Annotated in this window: 24 protein-coding genes; 11 read left to right on the plus strand and 13 right to left on the minus strand. The window is 61.0% G+C overall.

Annotated features, from left to right (window positions below; translation table 11 throughout):
- Positions 1 to 191: 191 nt before the first annotated feature.
- Together HU727_RS11270 and HU727_RS11275 are read right to left on the minus strand one after the other, a co-directional pair.
- Positions 192 to 803, minus strand: coding sequence for a c-type cytochrome (locus HU727_RS11270; RefSeq protein ID WP_186531362.1), 612 nt, complete (start codon positions 801 to 803; stop codon positions 192 to 194).
- A 32-nt stretch (positions 804 to 835) separates the two neighbouring features.
- Entirely contained in the window at positions 836 to 1,141 is a 306-nt protein-coding gene (locus HU727_RS11275) for a c-type cytochrome (RefSeq protein WP_186531364.1), read from the minus strand.
- Positions 1,142 to 1,332: 191 nt separating this feature from the next.
- Here HU727_RS11275 and yihA point away from each other — a divergent pair, with 191 nt between their 5' ends.
- On the plus strand, positions 1,333 to 1,977 hold the full coding sequence (yihA, locus tag HU727_RS11280; protein ID WP_100846686.1) for a ribosome biogenesis GTP-binding protein YihA/YsxC: 645 nt from the start codon (positions 1,333 to 1,335) through the stop codon (positions 1,975 to 1,977).
- Between the two features lie 346 nt (positions 1,978 to 2,323).
- On the opposite strand, the gene polA is transcribed toward yihA, so the two are convergent.
- Entirely contained in the window at positions 2,324 to 5,128 is a 2,805-nt protein-coding gene (polA, locus tag HU727_RS11285) for a DNA polymerase I (protein WP_186531366.1), read from the minus strand.
- A 74-nt stretch (positions 5,129 to 5,202) separates the two neighbouring features.
- Between polA and HU727_RS11290 the strand changes: the two genes are divergently transcribed.
- Together HU727_RS11290 and HU727_RS11295 are read left to right on the plus strand one after the other, a co-directional pair.
- Positions 5,203 to 5,493, plus strand: coding sequence for a DUF2782 domain-containing protein (locus HU727_RS11290; protein ID WP_186531368.1), 291 nt, complete (start codon positions 5,203 to 5,205; stop codon positions 5,491 to 5,493).
- A gap of 53 nt (positions 5,494 to 5,546) precedes the next feature.
- A complete protein-coding gene (locus HU727_RS11295) occupies positions 5,547 to 6,500 on the plus strand; it encodes a homoserine kinase (RefSeq protein WP_186531370.1) in 954 nt (317 codons plus the stop codon).
- Between the two features lie 125 nt (positions 6,501 to 6,625).
- On the opposite strand, the gene HU727_RS11300 is transcribed toward HU727_RS11295, so the two are convergent.
- Positions 6,626 to 7,546, minus strand: coding sequence for a zinc ABC transporter substrate-binding protein (locus tag HU727_RS11300; protein WP_186531372.1), 921 nt, complete (start codon positions 7,544 to 7,546; stop codon positions 6,626 to 6,628).
- Positions 7,547 to 7,612: 66 nt separating this feature from the next.
- Between HU727_RS11300 and HU727_RS11305 the strand changes: the two genes are divergently transcribed.
- From HU727_RS11305 to HU727_RS11320, 4 genes are read left to right on the plus strand one after another with little or no spacing between them, the layout of a single operon-like run.
- Positions 7,613 to 8,095 (plus strand): Fur family transcriptional regulator, encoded by a 483-nt coding sequence (locus HU727_RS11305; RefSeq protein WP_186531374.1) that lies wholly within the window; start codon positions 7,613 to 7,615, stop codon positions 8,093 to 8,095.
- Entirely contained in the window at positions 8,095 to 8,880 is a 786-nt protein-coding gene (znuC, locus tag HU727_RS11310) for a zinc ABC transporter ATP-binding protein ZnuC (RefSeq protein ID WP_186531376.1), read from the plus strand. Before HU727_RS11305 ends, znuC begins: the two co-directional genes overlap by 1 nt.
- Positions 8,873 to 9,661, plus strand: coding sequence for a zinc ABC transporter permease subunit ZnuB (gene znuB, locus HU727_RS11315; RefSeq protein ID WP_186531378.1), 789 nt, complete (start codon positions 8,873 to 8,875; stop codon positions 9,659 to 9,661). The genes znuC and znuB overlap by 8 nt, the downstream gene beginning before the upstream one ends.
- Positions 9,662 to 9,698: 37 nt before the next feature.
- Positions 9,699 to 10,412 (plus strand): PA5502 family lipoprotein, encoded by a 714-nt coding sequence (locus HU727_RS11320; RefSeq protein ID WP_186531380.1) that lies wholly within the window; start codon positions 9,699 to 9,701, stop codon positions 10,410 to 10,412.
- Between the two features lie 120 nt (positions 10,413 to 10,532).
- Here HU727_RS11320 and katE read toward each other — a convergent pair whose 3' ends face one another.
- Positions 10,533 to 12,674, minus strand: coding sequence for a catalase HPII (gene katE, locus HU727_RS11325; RefSeq protein ID WP_186531382.1), 2,142 nt, complete (start codon positions 12,672 to 12,674; stop codon positions 10,533 to 10,535).
- Between the two features lie 262 nt (positions 12,675 to 12,936).
- Between katE and HU727_RS11330 the strand changes: the two genes are divergently transcribed.
- The 3 genes from HU727_RS11330 to HU727_RS11340 all read left to right on the plus strand — a co-directional run bounded on the left by HU727_RS11330 (position 12,937) and on the right by HU727_RS11340 (position 15,498).
- Complete coding sequence (locus tag HU727_RS11330; RefSeq protein WP_186531384.1) at positions 12,937 to 13,944, plus strand: methionine ABC transporter ATP-binding protein; 1,008 nt, start codon at positions 12,937 to 12,939, stop codon at positions 13,942 to 13,944.
- 5 nt (positions 13,945 to 13,949) lie between these two features.
- Positions 13,950 to 14,660 carry a methionine ABC transporter permease gene (locus HU727_RS11335; RefSeq protein ID WP_186531502.1) on the plus strand — a complete coding sequence of 237 codons (711 nt, stop codon included), beginning with the start codon at positions 13,950 to 13,952 and terminating at the stop codon, positions 14,658 to 14,660.
- A gap of 67 nt (positions 14,661 to 14,727) precedes the next feature.
- A complete protein-coding gene (locus HU727_RS11340) occupies positions 14,728 to 15,498 on the plus strand; it encodes a MetQ/NlpA family ABC transporter substrate-binding protein (protein WP_186531386.1) in 771 nt (256 codons plus the stop codon).
- A gap of 232 nt (positions 15,499 to 15,730) precedes the next feature.
- Here HU727_RS11340 and HU727_RS11345 read toward each other — a convergent pair whose 3' ends face one another.
- The 5 genes from HU727_RS11345 to HU727_RS11365 are packed head-to-tail and all read right to left on the minus strand — an operon-like array spanning position 15,731 to position 19,639.
- The gene (locus tag HU727_RS11345) at positions 15,731 to 16,366 is read right to left on the minus strand and encodes an SCO family protein (RefSeq protein ID WP_186531388.1); all 636 of its coding nucleotides are present in this window, start codon (positions 16,364 to 16,366) and stop codon (positions 15,731 to 15,733) included.
- Positions 16,363 to 17,262 carry a heme o synthase gene (gene cyoE, locus HU727_RS11350; RefSeq protein WP_186531390.1) on the minus strand — a complete coding sequence of 300 codons (900 nt, stop codon included), beginning with the start codon at positions 17,260 to 17,262 and terminating at the stop codon, positions 16,363 to 16,365. Before cyoE ends, HU727_RS11345 begins: the two co-directional genes overlap by 4 nt.
- The gene (locus HU727_RS11355) at positions 17,250 to 18,329 is read right to left on the minus strand and encodes a COX15/CtaA family protein (protein WP_186531392.1); all 1,080 of its coding nucleotides are present in this window, start codon (positions 18,327 to 18,329) and stop codon (positions 17,250 to 17,252) included. Before HU727_RS11355 ends, cyoE begins: the two co-directional genes overlap by 13 nt.
- Before the next feature lie 10 nt (positions 18,330 to 18,339).
- The gene (locus HU727_RS11360; RefSeq protein WP_186531394.1) at positions 18,340 to 18,933 is read right to left on the minus strand and encodes a PA_0111/PP_0108 family redox-active disulfide protein; all 594 of its coding nucleotides are present in this window, start codon (positions 18,931 to 18,933) and stop codon (positions 18,340 to 18,342) included.
- Positions 18,899 to 19,639, minus strand: a complete 741-nt coding sequence (locus HU727_RS11365; protein ID WP_186531396.1) for an SURF1 family protein — start codon at positions 19,637 to 19,639, stop codon at positions 18,899 to 18,901. The genes HU727_RS11360 and HU727_RS11365 overlap by 35 nt, the downstream gene beginning before the upstream one ends.
- Before the next feature lie 70 nt (positions 19,640 to 19,709).
- On the opposite strand from HU727_RS11365, the gene HU727_RS11370 reads away from it, so the two are divergent.
- Positions 19,710 to 19,913 carry a twin transmembrane helix small protein gene (locus HU727_RS11370; protein WP_186531398.1) on the plus strand — a complete coding sequence of 68 codons (204 nt, stop codon included), beginning with the start codon at positions 19,710 to 19,712 and terminating at the stop codon, positions 19,911 to 19,913.
- Between the two features lie 16 nt (positions 19,914 to 19,929).
- Here the strand turns inward: HU727_RS11370 and HU727_RS11375 are convergent, their stop codons facing one another.
- The 3 genes from HU727_RS11375 to ctaD form a co-directional block, all read right to left on the minus strand.
- Positions 19,930 to 20,817: a cytochrome c oxidase subunit 3 gene (locus HU727_RS11375; RefSeq protein WP_186531400.1), complete on the minus strand. Its 888-nt coding sequence runs from the start codon at positions 20,815 to 20,817 to the stop codon at positions 19,930 to 19,932.
- Positions 20,818 to 20,842: 25 nt separating this feature from the next.
- The gene (locus HU727_RS11380; RefSeq protein ID WP_186531402.1) at positions 20,843 to 21,394 is read right to left on the minus strand and encodes a cytochrome c oxidase assembly protein; all 552 of its coding nucleotides are present in this window, start codon (positions 21,392 to 21,394) and stop codon (positions 20,843 to 20,845) included.
- A gap of 126 nt (positions 21,395 to 21,520) precedes the next feature.
- The gene (ctaD, locus tag HU727_RS11385; protein WP_186531404.1) at positions 21,521 to 23,107 is read right to left on the minus strand and encodes a cytochrome c oxidase subunit I; all 1,587 of its coding nucleotides are present in this window, start codon (positions 23,105 to 23,107) and stop codon (positions 21,521 to 21,523) included.
- Positions 23,108 to 23,168 lie beyond the last annotated feature (61 nt).

Here is a 23,168-nt window from a genome sequence, read left to right on the forward strand (position 1 = left end):
CTGGACAATTTTGGTCGCCTCGCGCGACCTGTGCTCAGACAGATCCTGGCGGGCGTGAGTTCTGTAGTGTAACGGCAGCGGCCACAAAAAAGGGCGGCCAAAGCCACCCTTTTTATACTTGCTGCGACGGATTAATCGAGCGTTAACGTTGCCGGCGTCGCCGGCCCCGTTCAACGGTCCAAATCAGGCGCTTAGTGCAGACCCTGAATGTAGCTGGAGACTGCGGCGATGTCTTCGTCGCTCAGCTTGCGAGCGATGGTGCGCATGGTCATCGCGTCGCCGTCGTTGCTGCGTCCGGCCTCTTCCTTGCGGAAATCGGTCAGCTGCTTGGCGATGTATTGAGCGTGTTGGCCACCCAGATGCGGGAAACCGGCAGCGGCGTTGCCCGAGCCGTTCGGCGAATGGCAACCGGTGCAGGCTGGCAGGCCTTTTTCCAGGTTGCCGCCACGGAAGAGGGCTTCACCGCGAGCGACGATCTTCGGATCGGCGGCGCCGACGCTGCCTTTCTGACTGGCAAAGTAGGCGGACATGTCGGCCAGATCCTGGTCGTTCAGGTTGGTCAGCAGGCCGGTCATTTCCAGAACCACGCGCTTGCCCGACTTGATGTCGTGCAATTGCTTGTTCAGATAGCGTTCACCCTGACCCGCCAGTTTCGGAAAGTTTGGCGCCATGCTGTTGCCGTCCGGGCCATGGCAGGCCCCGCAAACGGCGACTTTCGCCTGGCCGGCGGCGGCATCACCTGCAGCATTGGCGAAGCCTGAGATTCCCACGGTCAACAGCAGACTCACGATCAATTTGTTCATCAGCTAATCCAACTACGGCTAAGGGTTAAGAGTTATGGACCGGGCTTACTCTTGCTCATCCAGAGGATGAGGGCCTGGTAATCCTCGGTACTGCAGTCCATGCACAAACCACGCGGCGGCATCGCCTTGAAACCCTGGGTCACGTGTTGCACCAGCGTCTCCATCCCTTTCGCCAGTCGCGGCGTCCAGGCTTGCTGATCGCCTCTTTCGGGCGCCATGGGGAGTTGGCCGGAATGACAGGCCGCACAAACACGGTTGTACACTGCTTCCGGATCCTGTGTAGCCTGTGCGCTGTAAAGCGGCATCAAGACTCCGGCAGCCAGCAGCCATTTCGTCATAAAACGACCTGTTCAGGGTTGAGAGCGTTCTGCGTTCTAATGCGCAATCAAGGTCTGTCGCTCCCATGGACTTCATCCTTCGCTGGGACAAAGCACACACAAAATCTGCGGCATTATATACTGGCGTCACTGAAACGGAAGCGACACCGCGTTCCGCGCCCAATCCCGGCGCCGCCCACATCGGAAATCCCATGCAACTCAAGAATCCCATCCTCGGCCTGTGCCAACAGTCCACGTTCATGCTCAGTGCCGCCAAAGTCGATCAATGCCCTGACGATGAAGGCTTTGAAGTGGCTTTCGCCGGTCGTTCCAACGCCGGCAAATCCAGCGCACTGAACACGCTGACTCACGCCAGCCTGGCGCGCACCTCGAAAACCCCGGGTCGCACACAGCTGTTGAACTTCTTCAAGCTAGACGATGATCGGCGTCTGGTCGACCTGCCGGGCTACGGTTATGCAAAAGTACCGATCCCGCTGAAGATGCACTGGCAGCGTCACCTTGAGGCTTATCTGGGTGGCCGCGAGAGTTTGAAGGGTCTGATTCTGATGATGGACATCCGTCATCCAATGACCGATTTCGACTTGCTGATGCTGGACTGGGCCGTTGCCGCCGGCATGCCGATGCACATCCTGCTGACCAAGGCGGACAAACTCACCTACGGCGCGGCAAAGAACACCCTGCTCAAAGTACAGTCGGAAATCCGCAAGGGCTGGGGCGACCTGGTCACCATCCAGCTGTTCTCCGCGCCAAAACGCATGGGCCTGGAAGAGGCCTACACCGTATTGGCCGGCTGGATGGAACTGGCAGACAAGGGCGCCGAGGCGGCCGCCGAATAATCAGAGTGGGGAGATTTGGTTGTAGCGTGGCGATGCTTTTTACGCAGCATGGCCGCGCTAGAGCCGATTTTTGGGCAAAAAAAGCCCCGGGATTCAGTGGGGAGTTAGAATTCCGGGGTTCAAGTTCCGAACCGCTAGGGCGGGGTTCAGATATCTGCCAACACTTAACACAACATAGGAGCATCGAAGGGCTTCACCAGCCATTCAGTACCTCTGAGTGTTCAGTTGCCAGATTAGTTCAGATTTTTTTCAAAAAGCTTTGGAATAGCCTCAAGCGTATTTGGGTCTAAGCCCGGTTTGCAGCCTTTGCCGCGATTTGTCTCGCGGCAAAGGCTGTGTAAATGGCTCAGTGCGCCTCATCCCAGTTGTTGCCCACCCCGACTTCCACCAGCAGCGGTACGTCCAGCTTCGCCGCTTCGCTCATGTGTCCGCGAATCTGCGTGCTGACCTGCTCGACCAGATCTTCACGCACCTCCAGCACCAATTCATCGTGCACTTGCAGGATCACGCTGGCATCCAGCCCGGACGTCGCCAGCCAGTTGTCCACAGCCACCATGGCTTTCTTGATGATGTCCGCCGCCGTGCCTTGCATCGGCGCGTTGATCGCGGTGCGTTCGGCGGCTGCGCGCTCCTGCGGCTTGTTGGAATTGATCTCGGGAAGGTACAGGCGGCGGCCGAAGAACGTCTCGACATAACCCTGATCCGCCGCCTGCGCGCGGGTGCGCTCCATATACTCGCGCACGCCCGGGTAACGGGCGAAATAAGTATCGATGTAGGCCTTGGCGGTCTTGGTGTCGACGCCGATGTCCTTGCCGAGTTTTTGTGCGCCCATGCCGTAGATCAGGCCGAAGTTGATCGCCTTGGCGCTGCGGCGCTGGTCGGAAGTCACTTCATTGAGTTCGACCTTGAACACTTCGGCGGCCGTGGCGGTGTGCACGTCGAGGTTGTTGCGGAAGGCGTTCATCAGGCCTTCGTCACGGGACAGGTGCGCCATGATCCGCAGTTCGATTTGCGAGTAGTCCGCTGCCAGCAACTTGTAGCCTTTTGGCGCGACAAACGCCTGGCGGATGCGGCGGCCTTCGGCGGTACGCACCGGGATGTTCTGCAGGTTCGGATCGCTGGAGGACAGGCGGCCGGTCGATGCCACGGCTTGATGATAGGAGGTATGGATGCGCCCGGTGCGCGGGTTGATCTGCTCCGGCAGTCGATCGGTGTAGGTGCTCTTGAGCTTGCTCATCGAGCGATGCTCCATCAGCACCTTCGGCAGGCGGTGATCATCCTCGGCGAGTTTCGCCAGCACGTCCTCAGCGGTGGAAGGCTGCCCCTTGGCGGTCTTCTTCAGAATCGGCAGACCAAGTTTTTCGTACAGAATCACGCCCAATTGCTTCGGCGAACCGAGGTTGAACTCTTCCCCGGCAATTTCGAAAGCTTCACGCTCCAGCGCCACCATCTTGTTGCCCAGTTCGATGCTCTGGATGCCAAGCAATTCAGCGTCCACGAACGCGCCCTGACGTTCGATACGCGCCAACACCGGCACCAGTGGAATCTCGATGTCGGTCAGCACGCTGGCCAGGCTCGGGATGGCGCTGAGTTTCTCGAACAGGGCCTGATGCAGGCGCAGGGTGATGTCGGCATCTTCGGCGGCATACGGCCCGGCCTGTTCCAGAGCGATCTGATCGAACGTCAGCTGCTTCGCGCCTTTGCCGGCGATGTCCTGGAAGCTCACGGTGGTGTGATCCAGGTACTTCAGCGCGAGGCTGTCCATGTCGTGGCGGGTGGCGGTGGAGTTGAGCACATACGATTCGAGCATGGTGTCGAAGGCGATGCCGCGCACGGTGATGCCTTCGCTCTGATCGCCGCCGATGGCGCAGTTGGCGAGGATGTTCATGTCGAACTTGGCGTGCTGGCCGACCTTGAGCTTGCTTGGGTCTTCCAGAATCGGCTTGAGCGCCCGCAGCACGGTGTCGCGATCCAGCTGTTCCGGCACGCCGATGTAGGAGTGGGTCAGCGGGATGTAGGCCGCTTCGTTGGCCTGCACGGCGAACGACAGGCCGACCAGTTGCGCCTGCTGCGCGTCGATGCCGGTGGTTTCTGTGTCGAAGGCGAACAGCTTGGCGTTCTTGAGTTTTTCCAGCCAGACATCGAACCGCGCCTGATCGAGGATGGTTTCGTAGGCGGCCTCGACAGCGACGGCTGGTGCTTGAGCTTGCGGCTCGCTGAACAGATCGCCGGCCGGTGCAGGCTCAGCGGCGGCGCTCAGTTCCAGGCGCCTGGTATCGCGATCAAGGTCGTTCAACCAGCTTTTGAATTCCAGCAGGGTGTAGAGCTCGTAGAGCTTGGCCGGGTCTTCCGCGCCCATTTGCAGATCGTCGAGTTCGATGTCCAGCGGCACGTCGATCTTGATGGTCGCCAGTTGATAGGAGAGGAACGCCATCTCCTTGTGCTCTTCGAGCTTGGCCGGCAGGTTTTTTGCGCCACGAATCGGCAGGGTCGGCACGATGTCGAGGTTTTCGTACAGTTCTTTCAGACCGCCGTTGACGCCGACCAGCAGGCCGGAAGCGGTCTTCGGGCCGATGCCCGGTACGCCCGGGATGTTGTCGGACGAATCGCCCATCAGCGCCAGATAATCAATGATCTGCTCCGGAGCGACGCCAAATTTCTCCTTCACGCCTTCTACGTCCATCGAGCTACCGGACATGGTATTGACCAAGGTAATGTGCCCGTCGACCAGTTGCGCCATGTCCTTGTCGCCGGTGGAGATGACCACCGGCCGATCCGCTGCCGCGCTGCTGCGGGCGAGGGTGCCGATCACGTCGTCGGCCTCGACGCCGTCAACGCACAGCAGCGGGAAGCCGAGGGCGATCACGCTCTGGTGCAGCGGCTCGATCTGCACGCGCATGTCATCGGGCATGCTCGGACGGTTGGCTTTGTATTCGGCGTACATCTCATCGCGAAATGTCCCGCCCTTGGCGTCGAACACCACGGCGAACGGGCTGTCCGGGTACTGCTTGCGCAAACTCTTGAGCATGTTCAGCACGCCTTTGACCGCACCGGTCGGCAGGCCTTTGGACGTGGTCAGTGGCGGCAGTGCGTGAAAGGCGCGGTACAGGTAAGACGAACCGTCCACCAGGACGAGGGGGGCTTGGCTCATGAGCAGGATCAACCTTTTCGGCGGGTCCGGGGCTAGAATAGCGGGACCGTTGACGACAAAGGGACAAGGTTATCATGCGTACGTTAAATCGCTTGCTGCTGGTCGGTTTGATCGCTGTCTCACCAATGGCCGCGATGGCGGCGGATGATGCGCCGGGCGGCGACCCCGAGGTCACCATCCGCACGGAGGGTGACAAGACCATTCAGGAGTACCGCCAGAACGGTTTCCTGTATGCGATCAAAGTCACGCCAAAGGGCGCGCCACCCTATTTTCTGGTGCGCGCCGACGGGACGGATGCCAATTTCATCCGCTCGGATCAGCCGGATATGCTGATTCCGTCATGGAAGATTTTCGAATGGAAGTAAGTTTTTAATTCACCCGGCGCCGCCATTGCGGCGCCCGTACTGGCAGTTAAGACATGTCTGTGTTCACTCCCCTGGCTCGGCCCGAGCTGGAAACCTTTCTCGCCCCTTACGGGCTCGGCCGCCTGCTTGATTTCCAGGGGATCGCCGCCGGCAGCGAAAACACCAATTTCTTCGTCAGCCTGGAGCAGGGCGAGTTTGTCCTGACCCTGGTCGAGCGCGGCCCGGTGCAGGAAATGCCGTTCTTCATTGAGCTTCTCGATGTGCTGCATGAAGCGGATTTGCCGGTGCCTTACGCCCTGCGCACCACTGAAGGCGTGGCGCTGCGTGAGCTCAAAGGCAAACCGGCGCTGCTGCAACCGCGCCTGTCCGGCAAACACATCAAGGTCGCCAACGCCCAGCATTGCGCGCAGGTCGGCCAATTGCAGGCGCATCTGCACCTGGCCACCCAGGGCGAGCGCATGATCAAGCGCAAGACCGACCGTGGCCTTGACTGGATGCTGGAGGAGGGCACCGAGTTTCTCTCGCACCTGAGCACTGAGCCTCGTGGGCTGCTGCAAAAGGCGCTGGACGAGATCACCGAACAGAAAGAGCGGATCCTCGCGTTGCCTCGGGCAAATATTCACGCCGATCTGTTCCGTGACAATGCCATGTTCGAAGGCACGCACCTGACGGGGCTGATCGACTTCTACAACGCCTGCTCGGGGCCGATGCTGTACGACGTGGCGATTGCCTTGAACGACTGGTGTTCGGATGACGCCGGCGTGATTGACGGGCCGCGTGCCCGAGCCTTTCTCGGTGCCTACGCGGCCCTACGGCCGTTCACCGCGGCGGAAGCCGAGTTGTGGCCGGCGATGCTGCGCGTGGCCTGCGTGCGGTTCTGGCTGTCGCGATTGATCGCCGCCGAACAGTTTGCCGGCCAGGATGTGTTGATTCACGATCCGGAGGAGTTCGAGCAGCGGCTGGCGCAGCGGCAGAAGGTCAATACACCTCTACCGTTCGCCCTCTGAGCCGATCGCGAAGCGAACACGAACCTGTGGGAGCGAGCCTGCTCGCGAAGGCGGCGGCACATTCAACATCCAGGTTGACTGACACACCGCTTTCGCGAGCAGGCTCGCTCCCACAGTTTGAGCTGTTACAGCGATTCCAGGCACCCGGCCAAATCATTGCCAAGTTTCTCAAGCACCTGCTCATAGCCCTGAGCCGTCGCCGGCGTATAGCCGCCCAGCGCATCCAGCTCCGCCAGTTTCACCGGCAGGCCCGCCACGAGTGTTTCCGCCAGGCGCGGGCGCAGCGGGGGTTCGCTGAACACACAGGTTTTGCCCACTTCCTGCAAGCGCTTGCGCATCGCCGCGACATGCTGCGCGCCCGGTTGCACTTCAGCGGCCACCGCGAACACGCCGGCATGCTTCAAGCCGTAGGCGTCTTCGAAGTAATCGAAGGCTTCGTGAAACACAAAGTACGGTTTGCCTTCAACGCTGGTCAGGCGCTTCTTCAGGCGTTGATCGAGCGCATCCAGGCGCTCATCGAAAGCCTTGGCGTTGCTCTGATAGCGCGCAGCGTTGGCCGGGTCGGCAGCGCTCAGGTCAGCGGCCATCTTGTTGGCGATCACCCGTGCGTTGACCGGTGACAACCACAAGTGCGCGTCCAGCGAGCCGGGGCGATGATCGTGGTCGTGATCGTCGGCCTCTTCAGCGTGGGAATGGTTGTCCTCGGCGAAGTGACGCAATTTGAGCCCCGGCAGATCCTGTACCGCGACGCTTGGCAGCTTGCGCCCGTTCAGCACCCGAGGCAGAAAACCTTCCATGTCCGGGCCGATCCAGTAGAGCAGGTCCACCGACTGCACCTTCCGTACGTCGGATGGACGCAGCGCGTAGTTATGCGGGGACGCGCCCGGCGGCAGCAGCACCTCGGGAACCGCCACACCGTCCTGCACGGCGGCGGCAATCAGCTGCAGCGGCTTGATGCTGGTGAGCACTCTGACCTCGGCCTGAGCCGAACCGATGAACAGAAAACTGGCGATGAAAGCGACAAAAACAGAAAAAAGTCGGGACACGATGACCACTCAAGGAGACGAGAACGGGTAACATAATAACGTCTCTATCAAAACTCGTCGCCGCCCATGCCTATTACACCGATCGCCAGCCGTCCCCATGACCACTCCCATTGCGTGCACAGCGCCTTGTCCGAGGCCGATACCTTGTGCGCGCAGAAAGGGCTGCGCCTGACCGCGCTGCGCCGCCGGGTGCTGGAGCTGGTGTGGCAAAGCCACAAGCCGCTGGGCGCCTACGACATTCTGGCCGTGCTCAGCGAGCAGGACGGCCGCCGTGCCGCACCGCCGACGGTGTACCGCGCGCTGGATTTCCTTCTGGAAAACGGCCTGGTGCACCGTATCTCCTCGCTCAACGCCTTTGTTGGCTGCGTGCACCCGGAACATGCGCATCAGGGTCAGTTCCTGATTTGCCGCGATTGCCACGCCGCCATCGAGCTTGAGCAAAAAGTGATCAGCGACGCGATCATCAGCAGCGCCAGGGATGTCGGTTTCATCGTCGAAGCACAGACCGTCGAAGTGGTTGGCCTGTGCTCCGGTTGCCAGGGGGCCTGATGAGCAACGCGCTGATTCGTCTGGAGCAGGTCGCCGTCACGTTTGCCGGGCAGACCGTGCTGGACAACATCGAGCTGAGCGTCGAGCCGAGGCAGATCGTCACGCTGATCGGCCCCAACGGCGCCGGCAAGACCACCCTGGTGCGTGCCGTGCTCGGGCTGTTGAAGCCGGACAGCGGCAGTGTCTGGCGCAAACCAAAGCTGCGCGTGGGCTACATGCCGCAGAAACTGCATGTCGATCCGACCTTGCCGCTTTCGGTGCTGCGCTTCCTGCGTCTGGTCCCCGGCGTTGATCGCTCGCGTGCACTGGCAGCGTTGAAGGAAGTCGGTGCCGAACACGTCATCGACAGTCCGGTGCAAAGCGTATCCGGCGGTGAAATGCAGCGCGTGCTGCTGGCTCGGGCGCTGCTGCGCGAGCCGGAACTGCTGGTGCTCGACGAGCCGGTGCAAGGCGTCGATGTCGCCGGGCAGGCCGAGCTGTACAGCCTGATCACTCGCCTGCGCGACCGTCATGGCTGCGGTGTGTTGATGGTGTCCCACGATTTGCATCTGGTGATGAGCACCACGGACCAGGTGGTCTGCCTCAACCGTCACGTCTGCTGCTCCGGGCATCCCGAGCAGGTCAGCGGCGATCCGGCGTTCGTCGAACTGTTCGGCAAGAACGCACCGAGCCTGGCGATCTATCACCACCATCACGACCACGCCCACGACCTGCACGGTTCGGTGGTCAAGGGCCCCGTTGCGGGTCAACCTCATGTTCATGGAGACGGCTGCAAGCATGGCTGATTTTCTGTTGTATGCCCTGCTCGCAGGTCTGGCGCTGGCGCTGGTGGCCGGGCCGCTCGGCTCGTTCGTGGTGTGGCGGCGCATGGCGTATTTCGGCGACACCTTGTCTCACGCCGCGCTGCTCGGCGTGGCGCTGGGCTTCCTGCTGGATGTCAGCCCGACCGTGGCGGTCACGGTCGGCTGCCTGCTGCTGGCGGTACTGCTGGTGACCCTGCAACAGCGTCAGCCGCTGGCGTCCGACACGCTGTTGGGAATTCTTGCGCCGAGCACTCTCTCATTGGGGCTTGTGGTACTAAGCTTCATGCATGAAGTGCGGATCGACCTGATGGCCTATCTGTTCGGCGATTTGCTGGCGATCAGCCCGACCGATCTGGCCTGGATTCTCGGCGGCACCGCTGCGGTGCTGGTGCTGTTGGTGACGTTGTGGCGGCCCTTGCTGGCGGTCACCGTGCACGAAGAACTGGCCAGGGTCGAAGGCCTGCCGGTGGCGGGTTTGCGTCTGGCACTGATGTTGTTGATCGCGGTGGTGATCGCGGTGGCGATGAAAATTGTCGGTGTATTGCTGATCACCTCGCTGTTGATCATTCCGGCGGCCGCGGCACAGCGTCACGCCCGTTCCCCGGAGCAAATGGCCCTGGGCGCGAGCCTGCTGGGCATGCTTGCGGTGTGTGGCGGGCTGGCGTTGTCGTGGTTCAAGGACACCCCGGCGGGGCCGTCAATCGTTGTGACGGCGGCCGCACTGTTTCTGCTGAGTTTTGTTCTGCCCCGTCGAGGGGTGTAGACTTGCTCGCTTTTTGCGCAATTAGAGAGTCGCAGGAATGAAGCCGTTCGCCTCCCGTTATCTGCTCCTTGTTGCATTTTCAGTGCTGCTGGGCGCCTGCCAAAGCACGCCGCCGGTGGCGCAAGTCCCCGATGCGCGGGCTGCGGCCATCGCACAGCTGGAGCAAAGCCTGGCCAGCAGCGAACTGGCCACCGCTGAAACCCAATTGGCCACGTTGCAGGCTGAGACGCCAAACGACCAATCCCTTGAGCAGTACCAGCGGCAACTGGCCGAAGCGTACTTGCGTCGCAGCCAGATTGTTCTGCAGAAAGGTGATGTGAACGCTGCCGCCACCGCGTTGAGCCGCGCCCGCGCGTTGATGCCCAAGGCACCGGCGCTCACCGGTGGCGTCAACGGTGCAATCACCGAAGCGCGCAAGGCCGAGCTGGAAAAGGCCGAAGCCGCACTGCTGGCCGCCGAGGCCAAGCCCAAAGCCAGGGTGATCGACCCGACCGCCGAAAGCACCACGGTGGCGCTGGAGATCACCGACAGTCGCAAACTTCGCCGTCAACTCGATGCGATCGCCGCCGATGTGGTGAATTACGAGTGCGCGGTCAGCATCCAGGCGCCGCGCAGCGCGGATTACCCTTGGCTGGCGACGTTGCTCAGCAAGCGCGTGAAGAAGCTCAATCCGGATTTCGATCTGCAGATCGAAAAACAGATTGTGCGCACGGTGCCGGCGCAGATGGTTTTAAGTCCGCGTAAACCGTAAAAGCATCGTCGGAACGCCGCCCGGAGCAAGCTCGCTCCCACATTGATTCTGTTTTGTACACAGATTTATTGTAGGAGCGAGCCTGCTCGCGATAGCGTCCTTGCTGCCAGCCAATAGCCTTTAAGCCGGAATCGCTTTCGCCTTAGGCTCCCGCGCCCAGGCCCGATGCTGCCCGATAGCGTCAAAGAACGGCTTGGTCAACGCGCCAACATCCGCACCCGCCAACAAGCCCGCATCCGCATCCAGCTTCAACAGATCCTGCAGCTGTTTCGCCTCGCCGTGCAGCGCAATCGCCTTCAGATGCTTGTACGCCTCCAGCAGATAATGCAGCGCTACACCGTCGCCGCTCAACGCCTTGATCGACGCCGCGCCACCCGGCACGAACACCGCGTCGAACGCTACCGACGGCAAACCTTCCATCGATGCATCCACCGGCAACGCCTTGCCGTCAGCAGTTTTCACAGGTGCTGAAGTCGGGCCGAGCAATTTTGCGTGGGCGCCCTCGGCTTCCAGCGCTTTCTTCATCGCATCAATCGCCGCACCGTCAACGCCATTGGCAGCGAGAATTGCCACTTTGCGCGTCTTGATATCGCCGGGCAGCAGATTGGCCTGGCTCAACGCAGGCGAGCGTTCCAGCGATGTCTTGCGCACTTCGATCGTGCCTTGAGTCGGCGCAGGCAGGCCGAGGTTTTCGGCGACGCGCTTGGCCAGGGTCAGATCGATATTGGCGAGAATCTCGTTCACTTGACGCGCACGGATGAACTCGCGTTCAACCTTGCCCAGCTCAAAGCTGTAAGCGGCGATGATGTGTTCTTTCTCATGGTCGCTCATGCTGTTGAAAAACAGTCGTGCCTGGGAGAAGTGATCGCTGAACGATTCGCTGCGTTGGCGGATCTTGGCCGCGTCGATGCGCTCCGGATAGCTCTCGAAACCACCGTCCTGCGCAGCCGGCGGGGTTTCTTTCGGCCAGCCGCCGTCGATCGAGTTGGGCTCGTAAGAGGCGCGGCCCTTGTCGATCGTGGTGCGATGTTGCGCATCGCGCTGGCCGTTATGGACCGGCGCAACCGGACGATTGATCGGCAACTCATGAAAGTTCGGCCCGCCGAGTCGGCTGATTTGCGTATCGGTGTAGGAAAACAGCCGGCCTTGCAGCAGCGGGTCGTTGGAGAAGTCGATGCCCGGCACGATATGCCCTGGGCAGAAAGCGACCTGCTCGACTTCGGCAAAGAAGTTGTCCGGGTTGCGGTTCAGGGTCATCTTGCCCAGCGGCGTGATCGGCACGATTTCTTCAGGAATGATCTTGGTCGGGTCGAGAATGTCGAAATCGAAGTCGTGCTCGTTTTCCTCTTCGACAATTTGCACGCCCAGTTCCCATTCCGGGTAATCGCCCATCTCGATGGCTTCCCAGAGATCGCGACGGTGGAAGTCGGTGTCTTTACCGGCGAGCTTCTGCGCTTCGTCCCATACCAGCGAGCAGGTGCCGGCGGAAGGGCGCCAGTGGAATTTGACGAAGCGCGATTTGCCCTCGGCGTTGATCAGGCGGAACGTGTGCACGCCGAAGCCTTGCATGCTGCGCAGGCTTTTTGGAATGGCGCGGTCTGACATCGCCCAGATGACCATGTGTGCCGATTCCGGCACCAGCGAGACAAAATCCCAGAAGGTGTCATGGGCCGAACCGCCCGTCGGGATTTCATTGTGCGGCTCGGGTTTGACCGCATGAACGAAGTCCGGAAACTTGATCGCGTCCTGAATGAAAAACACCGGCATGTTGTTGCCGACCAGATCGAAGTTACCCTCGTCGGTGAAGAACTTCACCGCAAAGCCACGTACATCACGCACGGTGTCGCCTGAGCCGCGCGGCCCCTGAACCGTGGAAAAACGCACGAACACCGGGGTTTTTTTGCCCGGATCCTGCAGGAAACCGGCCTTGGTCAGCGCCGAATGGTTCTCGTAGGCCTGAAAGAAACCGTGCGCGCCGGTGCCACGCGCGTGGACGATGCGTTCCGGAATTCTCTCGTGGTCAAAGTGCGTGATCTTTTCACGCATGATGAAGTCTTCGAGCAGCGAAGGCCCGCGTGGCCCAGCCTTCAGAGTGTTCTGGTTGTCTGCGATCTTCACGCCCTGATTGGTGCGCAAGGCCTGCCCGGTGGCGTCGGAGCGGAATGCCTCGAGGCTTTCCAGCTTGGCATTGGTGTTGGCGCGATCCGGGGTATCGGTCCCGGCCATTGCGCTTTTTTCAGGTGCAGGCTTTTTGATGCTCATCAGACGTAAACTCCTCGTTTGACCCCCGATACCTTCCGGGGTGTCTTGAGTGGTTCCCCGGGCACGGCACCCAGGGTTCAAGTCGCTTACCTAGTGACTGATGAGGGCTATAGCCGTTCCGTTTATCTGACCTTTGATCGCGTTATTGCCAAATCGAAGGACAATTGCAAAATAAATGCTAAGAACCTCTATACGGACAGGCTAAAATGCGCGCCCGGCTAACCGCTGATCCTTTTCTAACGCGCCCCACAAGGTTCGCTACGTGATCGAGTTTCAAAACGTCCACAAGACTTACCGCGTCGCCGGTAAGGACATCCCCGCCCTGCACCCGACCAGTCTCTTGATCGAGAGCGGTCAGGTCTTCGGCCTGATCGGCCATTCAGGTGCGGGAAAAAGTACCCTGCTGCGCCTGATCAATCGCCTGGAAGACTCCAGCGGCGGCAAGATCTTCGTCGACGGTGAAGAAGTCACCGCGCTGGACGCCAACGGCCTGCGCCGTTTCCGCCAGCAGGTCGGGATGATCTTCCAGCACTTCAACCTGCTCGCCTCCAAGACCGTCGCCGACAACGTTGCGTTGCCGCTGACCCTGGCGGGTGAGCTGTCGAGCACTGAAATCTTTCAGCGCGTCGACGAGTTGCTGGCGCGGGTGGGTCTGTCCGACCACGCGAAGAAGTACCCGGCGCAATTGTCCGGCGGCCAGAAGCAGCGCGTCGGCATCGCTCGCGCCCTGGCGACCAAGCCAAAAATCCTGCTGTGCGACGAGGCCACCAGTGCCCTCGACCCGCAGACCACGGCGTCGGTCCTGCAACTGCTGGCCGAGATCAACCGCGAGCTGAAACTCACCATCGTGCTGATCACCCACGAAATGGATGTGATCCGTCGCGTGTGCGATCAGGTCGGCGTGATGGATGCCGGCGTGATTGTCGAGCAAGGCGCGGTGGCCGATGTGTTCCTGCACCCGCAGCACCCGACCACCAAGCGTTTCGTTCAGGAAAGCGAGCAGATCGACGAAAGCGAGCAGCGTGATGACTTCGCTCATGTGCCAGGCCGCATCGTACGTCTGACGTTCCAAGGCGAAGCGACCTACGCGCCGTTGCTCGGTACTGTCGCCCGGGAAACCGGCGTTGACTACAGCATCCTCGCGGGCCGTATCGACCGCATCAAAGACATCCCCTACGGGCAATTGACCCTGGCCGTCACCGGTGGCGACATGGAAGCGGCGTTCGCCCGCTTCACCGCCGCTGACGTTCACATGGAGGTGCTGCGTTAATGGAAATGTTCGACGCTGCAATCAAGCATTACGACGCCGCAGTAGAAGCCATCAAGCTGTTCTTTAAGAACATCGACTGGCTCGAGATCGGCCTGGCGACCAACGACACCATGCTCATGCTCGGTGGCTCCCTTTTGTTCACGGTGTTGCTCGGCCTGCCGCTGGGCGTGCTGCTGTTTCTCTGCAGCCCGCGTCAGTTGCTGGAAAACCGTGGCCTCTACGCGATCCTGTCGGTGATGGTGAACATTCTGCGTTCGCTGCCGTTCATTATTCTGCTGATCGTGATGATCCCGTTCACGGTGCTGATCACTGGCACCTCGCTCGGCGTGGCCGGTGCGATCCCGCCGCTGGTGGTCGGGGCCACGCCGTTTTTCGCGCGTCTGGTGGAAACGGCGCTGCGTGAAGTCGATCGCGGCATCATCGAAGCGACCCAATCGATGGGCGCGACGACGCGGCAGATCATCATGAATGCTTTGCTGCCGGAAGCCCGCCCGGGCATCTTCGCGGCGATTACGGTGACAGCGATTACACTGGTTTCCTACACGGCTATGGCCGGCGTGGTCGGGGCCGGTGGGCTTGGCGACTTGGCGATCCGTTTCGGCTACCAGCGTTTCCAGACCGACGTCATGATCGTCACTGTGGTGCTGTTGTTGATTCTGGTGCAAGTGCTGCAAATGGTCGGCGACCGTCTGGTCGTGCATTTCTCGCGCAAATAACCGGTTCTGGTCATCAATAGAGGCGCTGGCCATAAGCTGGCGGGCGCCCTGAAAAGGAGTTAGCTGAATGAAAAAACTGATCGCTGCTTTCGCTGCCATCGCTGCGTTTTCGGCCCACGCCGAAACCCTGACCGTCGCCGCCACGCCGGTGCCGCACGCGGAAATCCTCGAGTTTGTGAAGCCTGCCCTGGCCAAGGAAGGCGTGGACCTGAAGGTCAAGGTCTTCACCGACTACATTCAGCCGAACGTGCAGGTCGCCGAAAAGCGCCTGGACGCCAACTTCTTCCAGCATCAGCCGTACCTCGATGAGTTCAACAAGGCCAAGGGCACCAGCCTCGTCGCTGTGACCGGTGTACACCTGGAGCCACTGGGCGCTTACTCGAGCAAACTCAAGAAAATCGAAGAACTGCAAGGCGGCGCCAACGTGGTAATTCCCAACGACGCCACTAACGGCGGCCGGGCGCTGATGCTGCTGGCCAAGGCTGGCGTGATCACTTTGAAGGACCCGACCAATATTCTGTCGACCATCAAAGACATCGCCCAGAACCCGAAAGACCTGAAATTCCGTGAACTGGAAGCGGCGACCATCCCGCGCGTACTGACCCAGGTCGATCTGGCGCTGATCAACACCAACTACGCGCTGGAAGCCAAGCTTGACCCGTCCAAGGATGCGCTGGTGATCGAAGGTAACGACTCGCCTTACGTGAACATTCTTGTGTCCCGCTCGGACAACAAGGACAGCGACGCAATGAAGAAACTCGCGGCAGCGCTGCACAGCCCGGAGGTGAAGCAATTCATCACCGAGAAGTACAAAGGCGCGGTGCTGCCGGCGTTCTGATCGGGTTGCTGTAACGAAAAGGGGCGCATTTGATGCGCTCCTTTTTTATGCCTGAAAAGCTGACCCTCTGAATGCCGGTTCCTGTGGCGAGGGAGCTTGCTCCCGCTGGGCAGCGAAGCGGCCCCCAAAACCCTGCTAACGTGGTTTAGCTGTCGCACCGCATCAGCCGGGTTTACGACTGCTGCGCAGCCGAGCGGGAGCAAGCTCCCTCGCCACAGGATTCATCAGAGCACTATTTGCGGTTGAGCATGTCCGGAAGCTGCGCAACCAGCTTGGCATTGTTCAACGGCGCCCGGATGAACCCGCGCTGCTTGCCGTCCGGGCCGATCACTGCCAGGTTGCCGCTGTGATCGACTGTGTAATTCGGTTTGCTGGTATCAGCCGGAATGAACGGGATGCTGACCGCGTTCGCGACCTTCTGCAGCTCTTCAATCGAGGTGGGCGTCAGGCCAATGAACTGCGGATCGAAGTAACCCAGATACTGCTTCAACTGCTTCGGGTTATCGCGGTTCGGATCGACGCTGACCAGCACGATCTGCAGCTTGTCCGCCGCCTCCTTGGGCAGCTCGCTTTTGATCTGGCGCAGTTGCGCCAGAGTCGTCGGGCAGATATCGGGGCAGAAGGTGTAGCCGAAGAACAGCAGGCTCCACTTGCCCTCCAATTCATCGATCGCCACCGGTTTGCCGTCCTGATCGGTCATCGTCACATCCGGCAGGGTGCGGCTTTGCGGCAGCAGGATGATGCCGGCGTCGATCAGCGCGGTCGGGTCGCCCTGGCCTTTGCCGCTCAGCACTTTATTGACAGTGAGGCCCAGGATCAGCGCGATCACGGCGACGAGGATGAAGACGGTTTTCTGGGTTCGGGTCATAGGTTCAACAGTAAGTAGTGGTCTACGAGCAGGGCGATGAACAGCAGGAACAAGTAGTAGATAGAGTACTTGAACGTGTTGATCGCCGCGTGCGGCCGGGTGCCACGGTACAGCACCACGGCCCATTGCAGGAACCTTGCACCCAACGCGAGGGCGCAAATCAGGTAGAGCACGCCGCTCATGTGAATCACGTAGGGCAACAGGCTCACCGCCAGCAGCGCGAAGGTGTACAGCAGAATGTGCACTTTGGTGTAGTGCTCGCCGTGGGTCACCGGCAGCATCGGGATGTCAGCCTTGGCATATTCTTCCTTGCGGTGAATCGCCAGCGCCCAGAAATGCGGCGGTGTCCAGGCGAAGATGATCAGCACCAGCAACAGCGGTTCGGCGCTGACGTGGCCGGTGGCGGCGGTCCAGCCGAGCAGCGGCGGGGCGGCACCGGCGAGACCGCCTATGACGATATTCTGTGGCGTCGCGCGTTTGAGGAAACCGGTGTAGATCACCGCGTAGCCCAGCAACGAAGCGAGGGTCAGCCACGCGGTCAGCTGATTGGTGAAGGTCAGCAGCAAGGCCTGACCGAGCAGGGCCAATACCAGAGCAAAGGTCAGCGCCGCCGCAGGCGAAACCCGGCCCTGCGCCAAGGGACGCTTGTGGGTGCGCGCCATCACCGCATCGATGCGCCGATCCACCACATGATTGACTGCCGCCGCACCGCCGGCACACAGCGCAATGCCAAGATTGCCGAAGACCAGCACCGTCCACGGCACCCCGGCGCGGGTCGCGAGGAACATGCCAACCAATGAAGTGATGAGCATCAGCACCACGACTTTCGGCTTGGTCAGTTCCAGGTAATCGCGCCACAGCGCTTGCGCCGGACGCTCGCCGATCAGACTCGCCATGGCGTTTCTCCTTTTATCGTGATGGGCGCGACGGCGTGTTTGACCGGGCTCAGGCGCCAGCGCGCGAGTACCGGTTGTGTCACCCGAACCAGACTCGTGCGCGCATGATAATTGACCAGCACCAGGGTCAGTAACAACGCTGCACCGCCCGCGTTATGCGCGACCGCGACCGGCAACGGCAGATGAAACAGCACGTTGCTGATGCCCAGGGTGATTTGTGCGGCGAGCGCGATCAGCACCAGCGCGGCCAGGCGTGTCATGCCCACGCCTTTCAACTGCCAGGCCAGACCAACCAGCACCAGGGTCACCAGTAGCGCGCCTATACGATGAGTGAGATGAATCGCGGTGCGCGCATCGCTATCCAGTTGTCCGCCGAGATAATTCGGGCCGATGTGTTGAGTCAGATGAAAGCCGTTGGCGAAGTCCGCTGGCGGCAGCCATTGTCCATGGCAGGTCGGAAAGTCGATGCAAGCCACCGCCGCGTAGTTGGAACTGACCCAGCCGCCCAATGCGATCTGGCCGATCACCAGCAACAGGCCCGCTGTCGCCCAATATTGCAGGCGCCTGGGTACCGTCAGCGCCGGCAGCACCCCGGACAATCTCAGGGTCAGCAAAAACAGCAGGCTCAACGTGGCAAAGCCGCCGAGCAAATGCCCGGTCACCACCTGCGGCCAGAGCTTGAGCGTCACCGTCCACATGCCGAAGGCGGCTTGGGCAATGACCACCGCGAGCAGAAACAACGGCAGCTTTACCGGTTGTCCCGGATGGCGACGATTGACCCATGCGCGCCCGGCCAACAGTGAAATGACTAAACCCAGGGAGCCGGCGAAGTAGCGGTGGATCATCTCGTTCCAGCCCTTGTGCGCCTCCACCGGCGCGTCGGGGAAATGCAGTTCGGCATGGGCCAGTTGCGCCTCGCTTTTCGGCACGCTGATAAACCCGTAGCAGCCGGGCCAGTCCGGGCAGCCGAGGCCGGCATGGGTCAGGCGGGTATAAGCGCCCAGCAGCACCACAATCAGCGCCAGCAGGGTGGCAAACAGCGCGAGGCGAAATCCAGGTTTGGCCATGACGGTGCCCTTATCCGATGTTCGACAGTTTCAGCAGATGACGCAGGTCGTTGAGCAGGTCCTTGCCCTTCACATTCGGCTCGTAGCGCAGCACGAGATTGCCGTGGGGGTCGATGATCCACAGGTGCGGTGTGGCGTTGTCGCCCGTGGTCTTGCCGAACACGGCTGCGTCCAGCGGATAACGTTGCAGTTGCGGGTATTCGCGGGTGAGTCTGGTGGCGTACTCGGCGCTCAAGGGTTGCGCGGCAGCCAGGGCGTGGCTGGCGCGTCCGGCCTCGCGACCGAGGCCGATCTGGATTTGCCGCGCCAGATACACCAATTGCTGGCAGTCCACGGCGCAGTCCTTCGGTGCGGTCACCAGCAATTGCCAGCGCTGTTCATCGGCCTGCACGCCGAGGTCGGCGCGGGTCTGACCATTGCCGATCAGTTGGCCGTGATAGCTGCGCCCCTCCGGCACCCAGAACTGCAATTTGTACATGCCGGTGGCGAGCAGCATCGGGCCGACCACACCGAGCACGATCAATAGCAGTTGAATCCGTCCGCGACGACGGCTGATCGCTGGTTTGGCCTCAGACATGCTGGGTGGATTCATGGCCGTTCCCATGGTGTTTCTCCTTTGCGTTGTGGCAGCCGAGGTAGACATAAAGGCCGAACAGGGCGGTTGCCATGGCGAACCACTGCACGGCATAACCGAGGTGTTTTTCCGGGCCCATGGCAACCACCGGCCAGTCGGTCTGATAACTGGCCGGGCCAGGCTCGGCGCGCAGTTCGTAGGCGAAGCCGTCGCGGTCCAGGGTTTTCCACAGCCTGGCCGGCTCGACGGCCGTAATTGTTTGCGGCCAGACGTGGCTGACCGGATCGGCGTGCAGCTGGAACGTCGCGCCGGGAGCGACGTAGACCCAGGCGTCGATATTCAGCGCCTCGGCGGGTGTCGTGAATTGCGGTGGCACGCGCCTGTCCGGCCACGGCAGCCAGCCGCGATTGACCAGCAGCCAGAGGCCGGTGCGTTGATCCTGAAAGGGTTGCAGCAACTCGACGCCGACCTTGCCGTTGCGCTGGCGGTTGTCCAGCAGCAGGCTGTGGGCCGCATCGAAATGGCCCTGCAGGTGCACGCGGCGATAAGCCGGGTCGGCGCTTACGGGCAATTCGGTGCTGGTCATCGGGTCGGCCACGCGACGCTCGGCGTAGCTGGCGAGCAGGGCGGTTTTCTCGGCACCCCGGCCCAGTTGCCAGAAACCCAGCGACACCATCAGCGGCAGCAACAGCGCCACCACCACGGTCGGGATCACGCCCGGCCGAAAGCGCTTCATGGCTGCGCCACAAGGTCAGTCGTCGTGATCGCTATACTCAATTGCATCGCCTGTCCCCCGGAGTCTTCCCATGCTCAAAGCAGCCATCGTCCTGATGCTGATTGCTACGGTGATCAGCCTGTTCAGCGGCCTGTTTTTCCTGGTCAAGGACGACGCCAGCTCGAATCGTCTGGTCATCGCCTTGAGTGTTCGGGTGGCGCTGGCCGCCGTGACCGTAGGCTTGATCGCCTGGGGTTTCTACAGCGGCCAACTGGTGTCTCACGCGCCGTGGTAGGCGTAAGCGGCAGGCTTCAAAGTATGTAAACGAAGAAGAACAAGCCGATCCACACCACGTCCACGAAGTGCCAATACCAGCTCGCCGCTTCGAAGCCGAACTGATGCTCGTTGTCGAAATGGCCTTTCATCACGCGCATCAGCATCACGAACAGAATGATTGTCCCGATGGTCACGTGGGCGCCGTGGAACCCGGTGAGCATGAAGAACGTCGCGCCGTAGATGCCAGAGCCCAGGGTCAACCCCAGTTCCTTGTAGGCGTGAACGTATTCCTCAACCTGAAAGCCGAGGAAGGCGCAGCCCAGCAGCACCGTGATCGCCAGCCAGAGCTTGAGCGCACCGCGATGACCTTTCTTCAGGGCATGGTGGGCAATGGTGATGGTCACACTGGAAGTGACCAGCAGAATCGTGTTGAGCAGCGGCAAACCCCAGGGGCTGATGACGTCCTTGGGAGCTGGAAAAAGTTTCGGGTCCGGATTGTTCAGCAATGGCCAGACATATTCGAAATTCGGCCAGAGCATTTCCGACAGGCCCTTGCTGCCTTCGCCGGCCAGGCCGGGGGCCGAGACGACGCGCACATAAAACAGCGCGCCGAAGAAGGCGACGAAGAACATCACTTCGGAAAAGATGAACCAGCTCATCCCCCAGCGAAACGAGCGGTCCAGTTGCGCGCTGTACAGTCCCGCACGGCTTTCCTTGATCACCGCACCAAACCAGCCGAACAGCATGTACGCCAGCAGCAGGCCGCCGACGAAGAATACCAGCGGGCCGTTGGATTCCGGGCGTGCTGCTTTCAGGTCGTTGAACCAGATCGCCAGGCCGTACACCGTAACGAGCATCCCGATCGTGGCGATGATCGGCCATTTGCTCTGGGCGGGGACGTAGTAGTGCTCATGAGTTGCCATTTATTGTTCTCCTTATCGGGCACGCTCAACCGCCAGTGTTAACAGCCACTGGAGGATGTCGGGCGGTGATATCGAACAGCGTGTAAGACAGCGTCAGGTGCTTCACTTCCTTGGGCATGTCGCGGTCAACGATGAAACGCACGGGCATCTCGATCTGTTCACCGGGCTGCAGCACCTGCTGGGTAAAGCAAAAACATTCGGTCTTGTGGAAAAACGCCGCCGCATTGCTCGGCGCGATGCTCGGCACGGCTTGCGCGCTCATCGGTTTGTCGGTGGGGTTGCGCGCGATAAACACCATCTCGTTGACGGCGCCCGGATTGGCGGTCAGTTCGTCATGTTTGGGATAGAAATCCCACGGCATGTCGGCGGTGTTGGTCGACAGAAACTGCACCCGCACCTGCCGTGAGGTGTCGACGACTTGCTCGCCCTGATACTGCCCGCCGGTCTTGCCGTTGATACCAAAGGCTTTGCACATCACGTCGTAGATCGGCACCAGGGCAAAACCGAAGACAAACATCGCCACCACCACCAGCAGCAGGCAAGTGACGAGTTTTTTCAGCGAGATCGAATCAGCCATGGTTCAAACCTCCCCCGCGAGCCCCTGTGGGAGCGAGCCTGCTCGCGAAGCAGACGCCGCGATGCGTCAAGCACACCCAGTCATCGTTCTTCGCGAGCAGGCTCGCTCCCACAAAGAGATCCATGTTCATTTCACTTCCGGCGGCGTGGTGAACGTGTGATACGGCGCCGGTGACGGCACGCTCCACTCAAGGCCTTCGGCGCCATCCCACGGTTTTGCCGGTGCCGGCTCGCCGCCGCGGATGGTCTTGATGACGATGAACAGGAAGAAGATCTGCGTGGCACCGAACATGAACGCACCGATCGAGGAGACCATGTTGAAATCGGCGAACTGCAGGTTGTAGTCCGGAATCCGCCGAGGCATCCCCGCCAGCCCGACAAAGTGCATCGGGAAGAAGGTCAGGTTCATCCCCACGAACGACAGCCAGAAATGCAGCTTGCCGAGGGTTTCGTCGTACATGTGCCCGGTCCACTTCGGCAGCCAGTAATAGGCCGAGGCGAAGATTCCGAAGATCGCCCCCGGCACCAGCACGTAATGGAAGTGGGCAACCACAAAGTAGGTGTCCTGATACTGGAAGTCCGCCGGGGCGATCGCCAGCATCAACCCGGAGAACCCGCCGATGGAGAACAGAATCACGAACGCCACGGCAAACAGCATCGGCGTCTCGAAGGTCATCGAGCCTTGCCACATGGTGCTGGCCCAGTTGAACACCTTCACCCCGGTCGGCACCGCGATGAGCATGGTCGCGTACATGAAGAACAACTCGCCCACCAGTGGAATGCCGACCACGAACATGTGGTGCGCCCAGACGATGAACGACAGGAACGCGATGCTCGCCGTGGCGTAGACCATCGAGGTGTAGCCGAACAGCGGCTTGCGGGCGAAGGCCGGGATGATCTGGCTGACCGCGCCGAAGGCCGGCAGGATCATGATGTACACCTCGGGGTGCCCGAAGAACCAGAACACATGCTGGAACAGCACCGGGTCACCGCCACCGGCGGCGCTGAAGAAACTGGTGCCGAAATGAATGTCCATCAGCATCATCGTCACGCACCCGGCCAGTACCGGCATCACCGCAATCAGCAGAAATGCGGTGATCAGCCAGGTCCAGACGAAGAGCGGCATTTTCATCAGGGTCATGCCGGGCGCACGCAGGTTGAGGATGGTCGCGACCACGTTGATCGCGCCCATGATCGAACTGATGCCCATCAAGTGGATGGCGAAGATGAAGAAGGTCACGCTTTCCGGTGCGTATGTTGTGGACAGCGGTGCGTAGAACGTCCAGCCAAAATTCGGCCCGCCACCTGGTGAGAACAGGGTCGAGACCAACAGCAGGAACGCCGCCGGCAGCAGCCAGAAGCTGAAGTTGTTCATCCGTGGCAGCGCCATGTCCGGCGCGCCGACCATCAGCGGAATCATCCAGTTGGCGAGGCCCACGAATGCCGGCATCACCGCGCCGAAGACCATCACCAGACCATGCATGGTGGTCATCTGGTTGAAAAATTCGGGCTGCACGATCTGCAGTCCGGGCTGGAACAGCTCGGCGCGAATGACCATGGCGAACGAGCCGCCGAGCAAGAACATGCAGAACGCAAACCATAGGTACAGCGTGCCGATGTCCTTGTGGTTGGTGGTCAACACCCAGCGCATCAGGCCTTTGGCCGGGCCGTGGGCGTGGTCGGCGTGACCGTGGTCATCGATGACAGCGCTCATGGCCGGTCTCCTTCAGGTGAGTGGACGAGGCGGGCCGGGGCACGCAGCCCTGACCGATTGA

The sequence above is a fragment of the Pseudomonas khorasanensis genome, from assembly GCF_014268505.2.
Lineage (GTDB): Bacteria > Pseudomonadota > Gammaproteobacteria > Pseudomonadales > Pseudomonadaceae > Aquipseudomonas > Aquipseudomonas khorasanensis.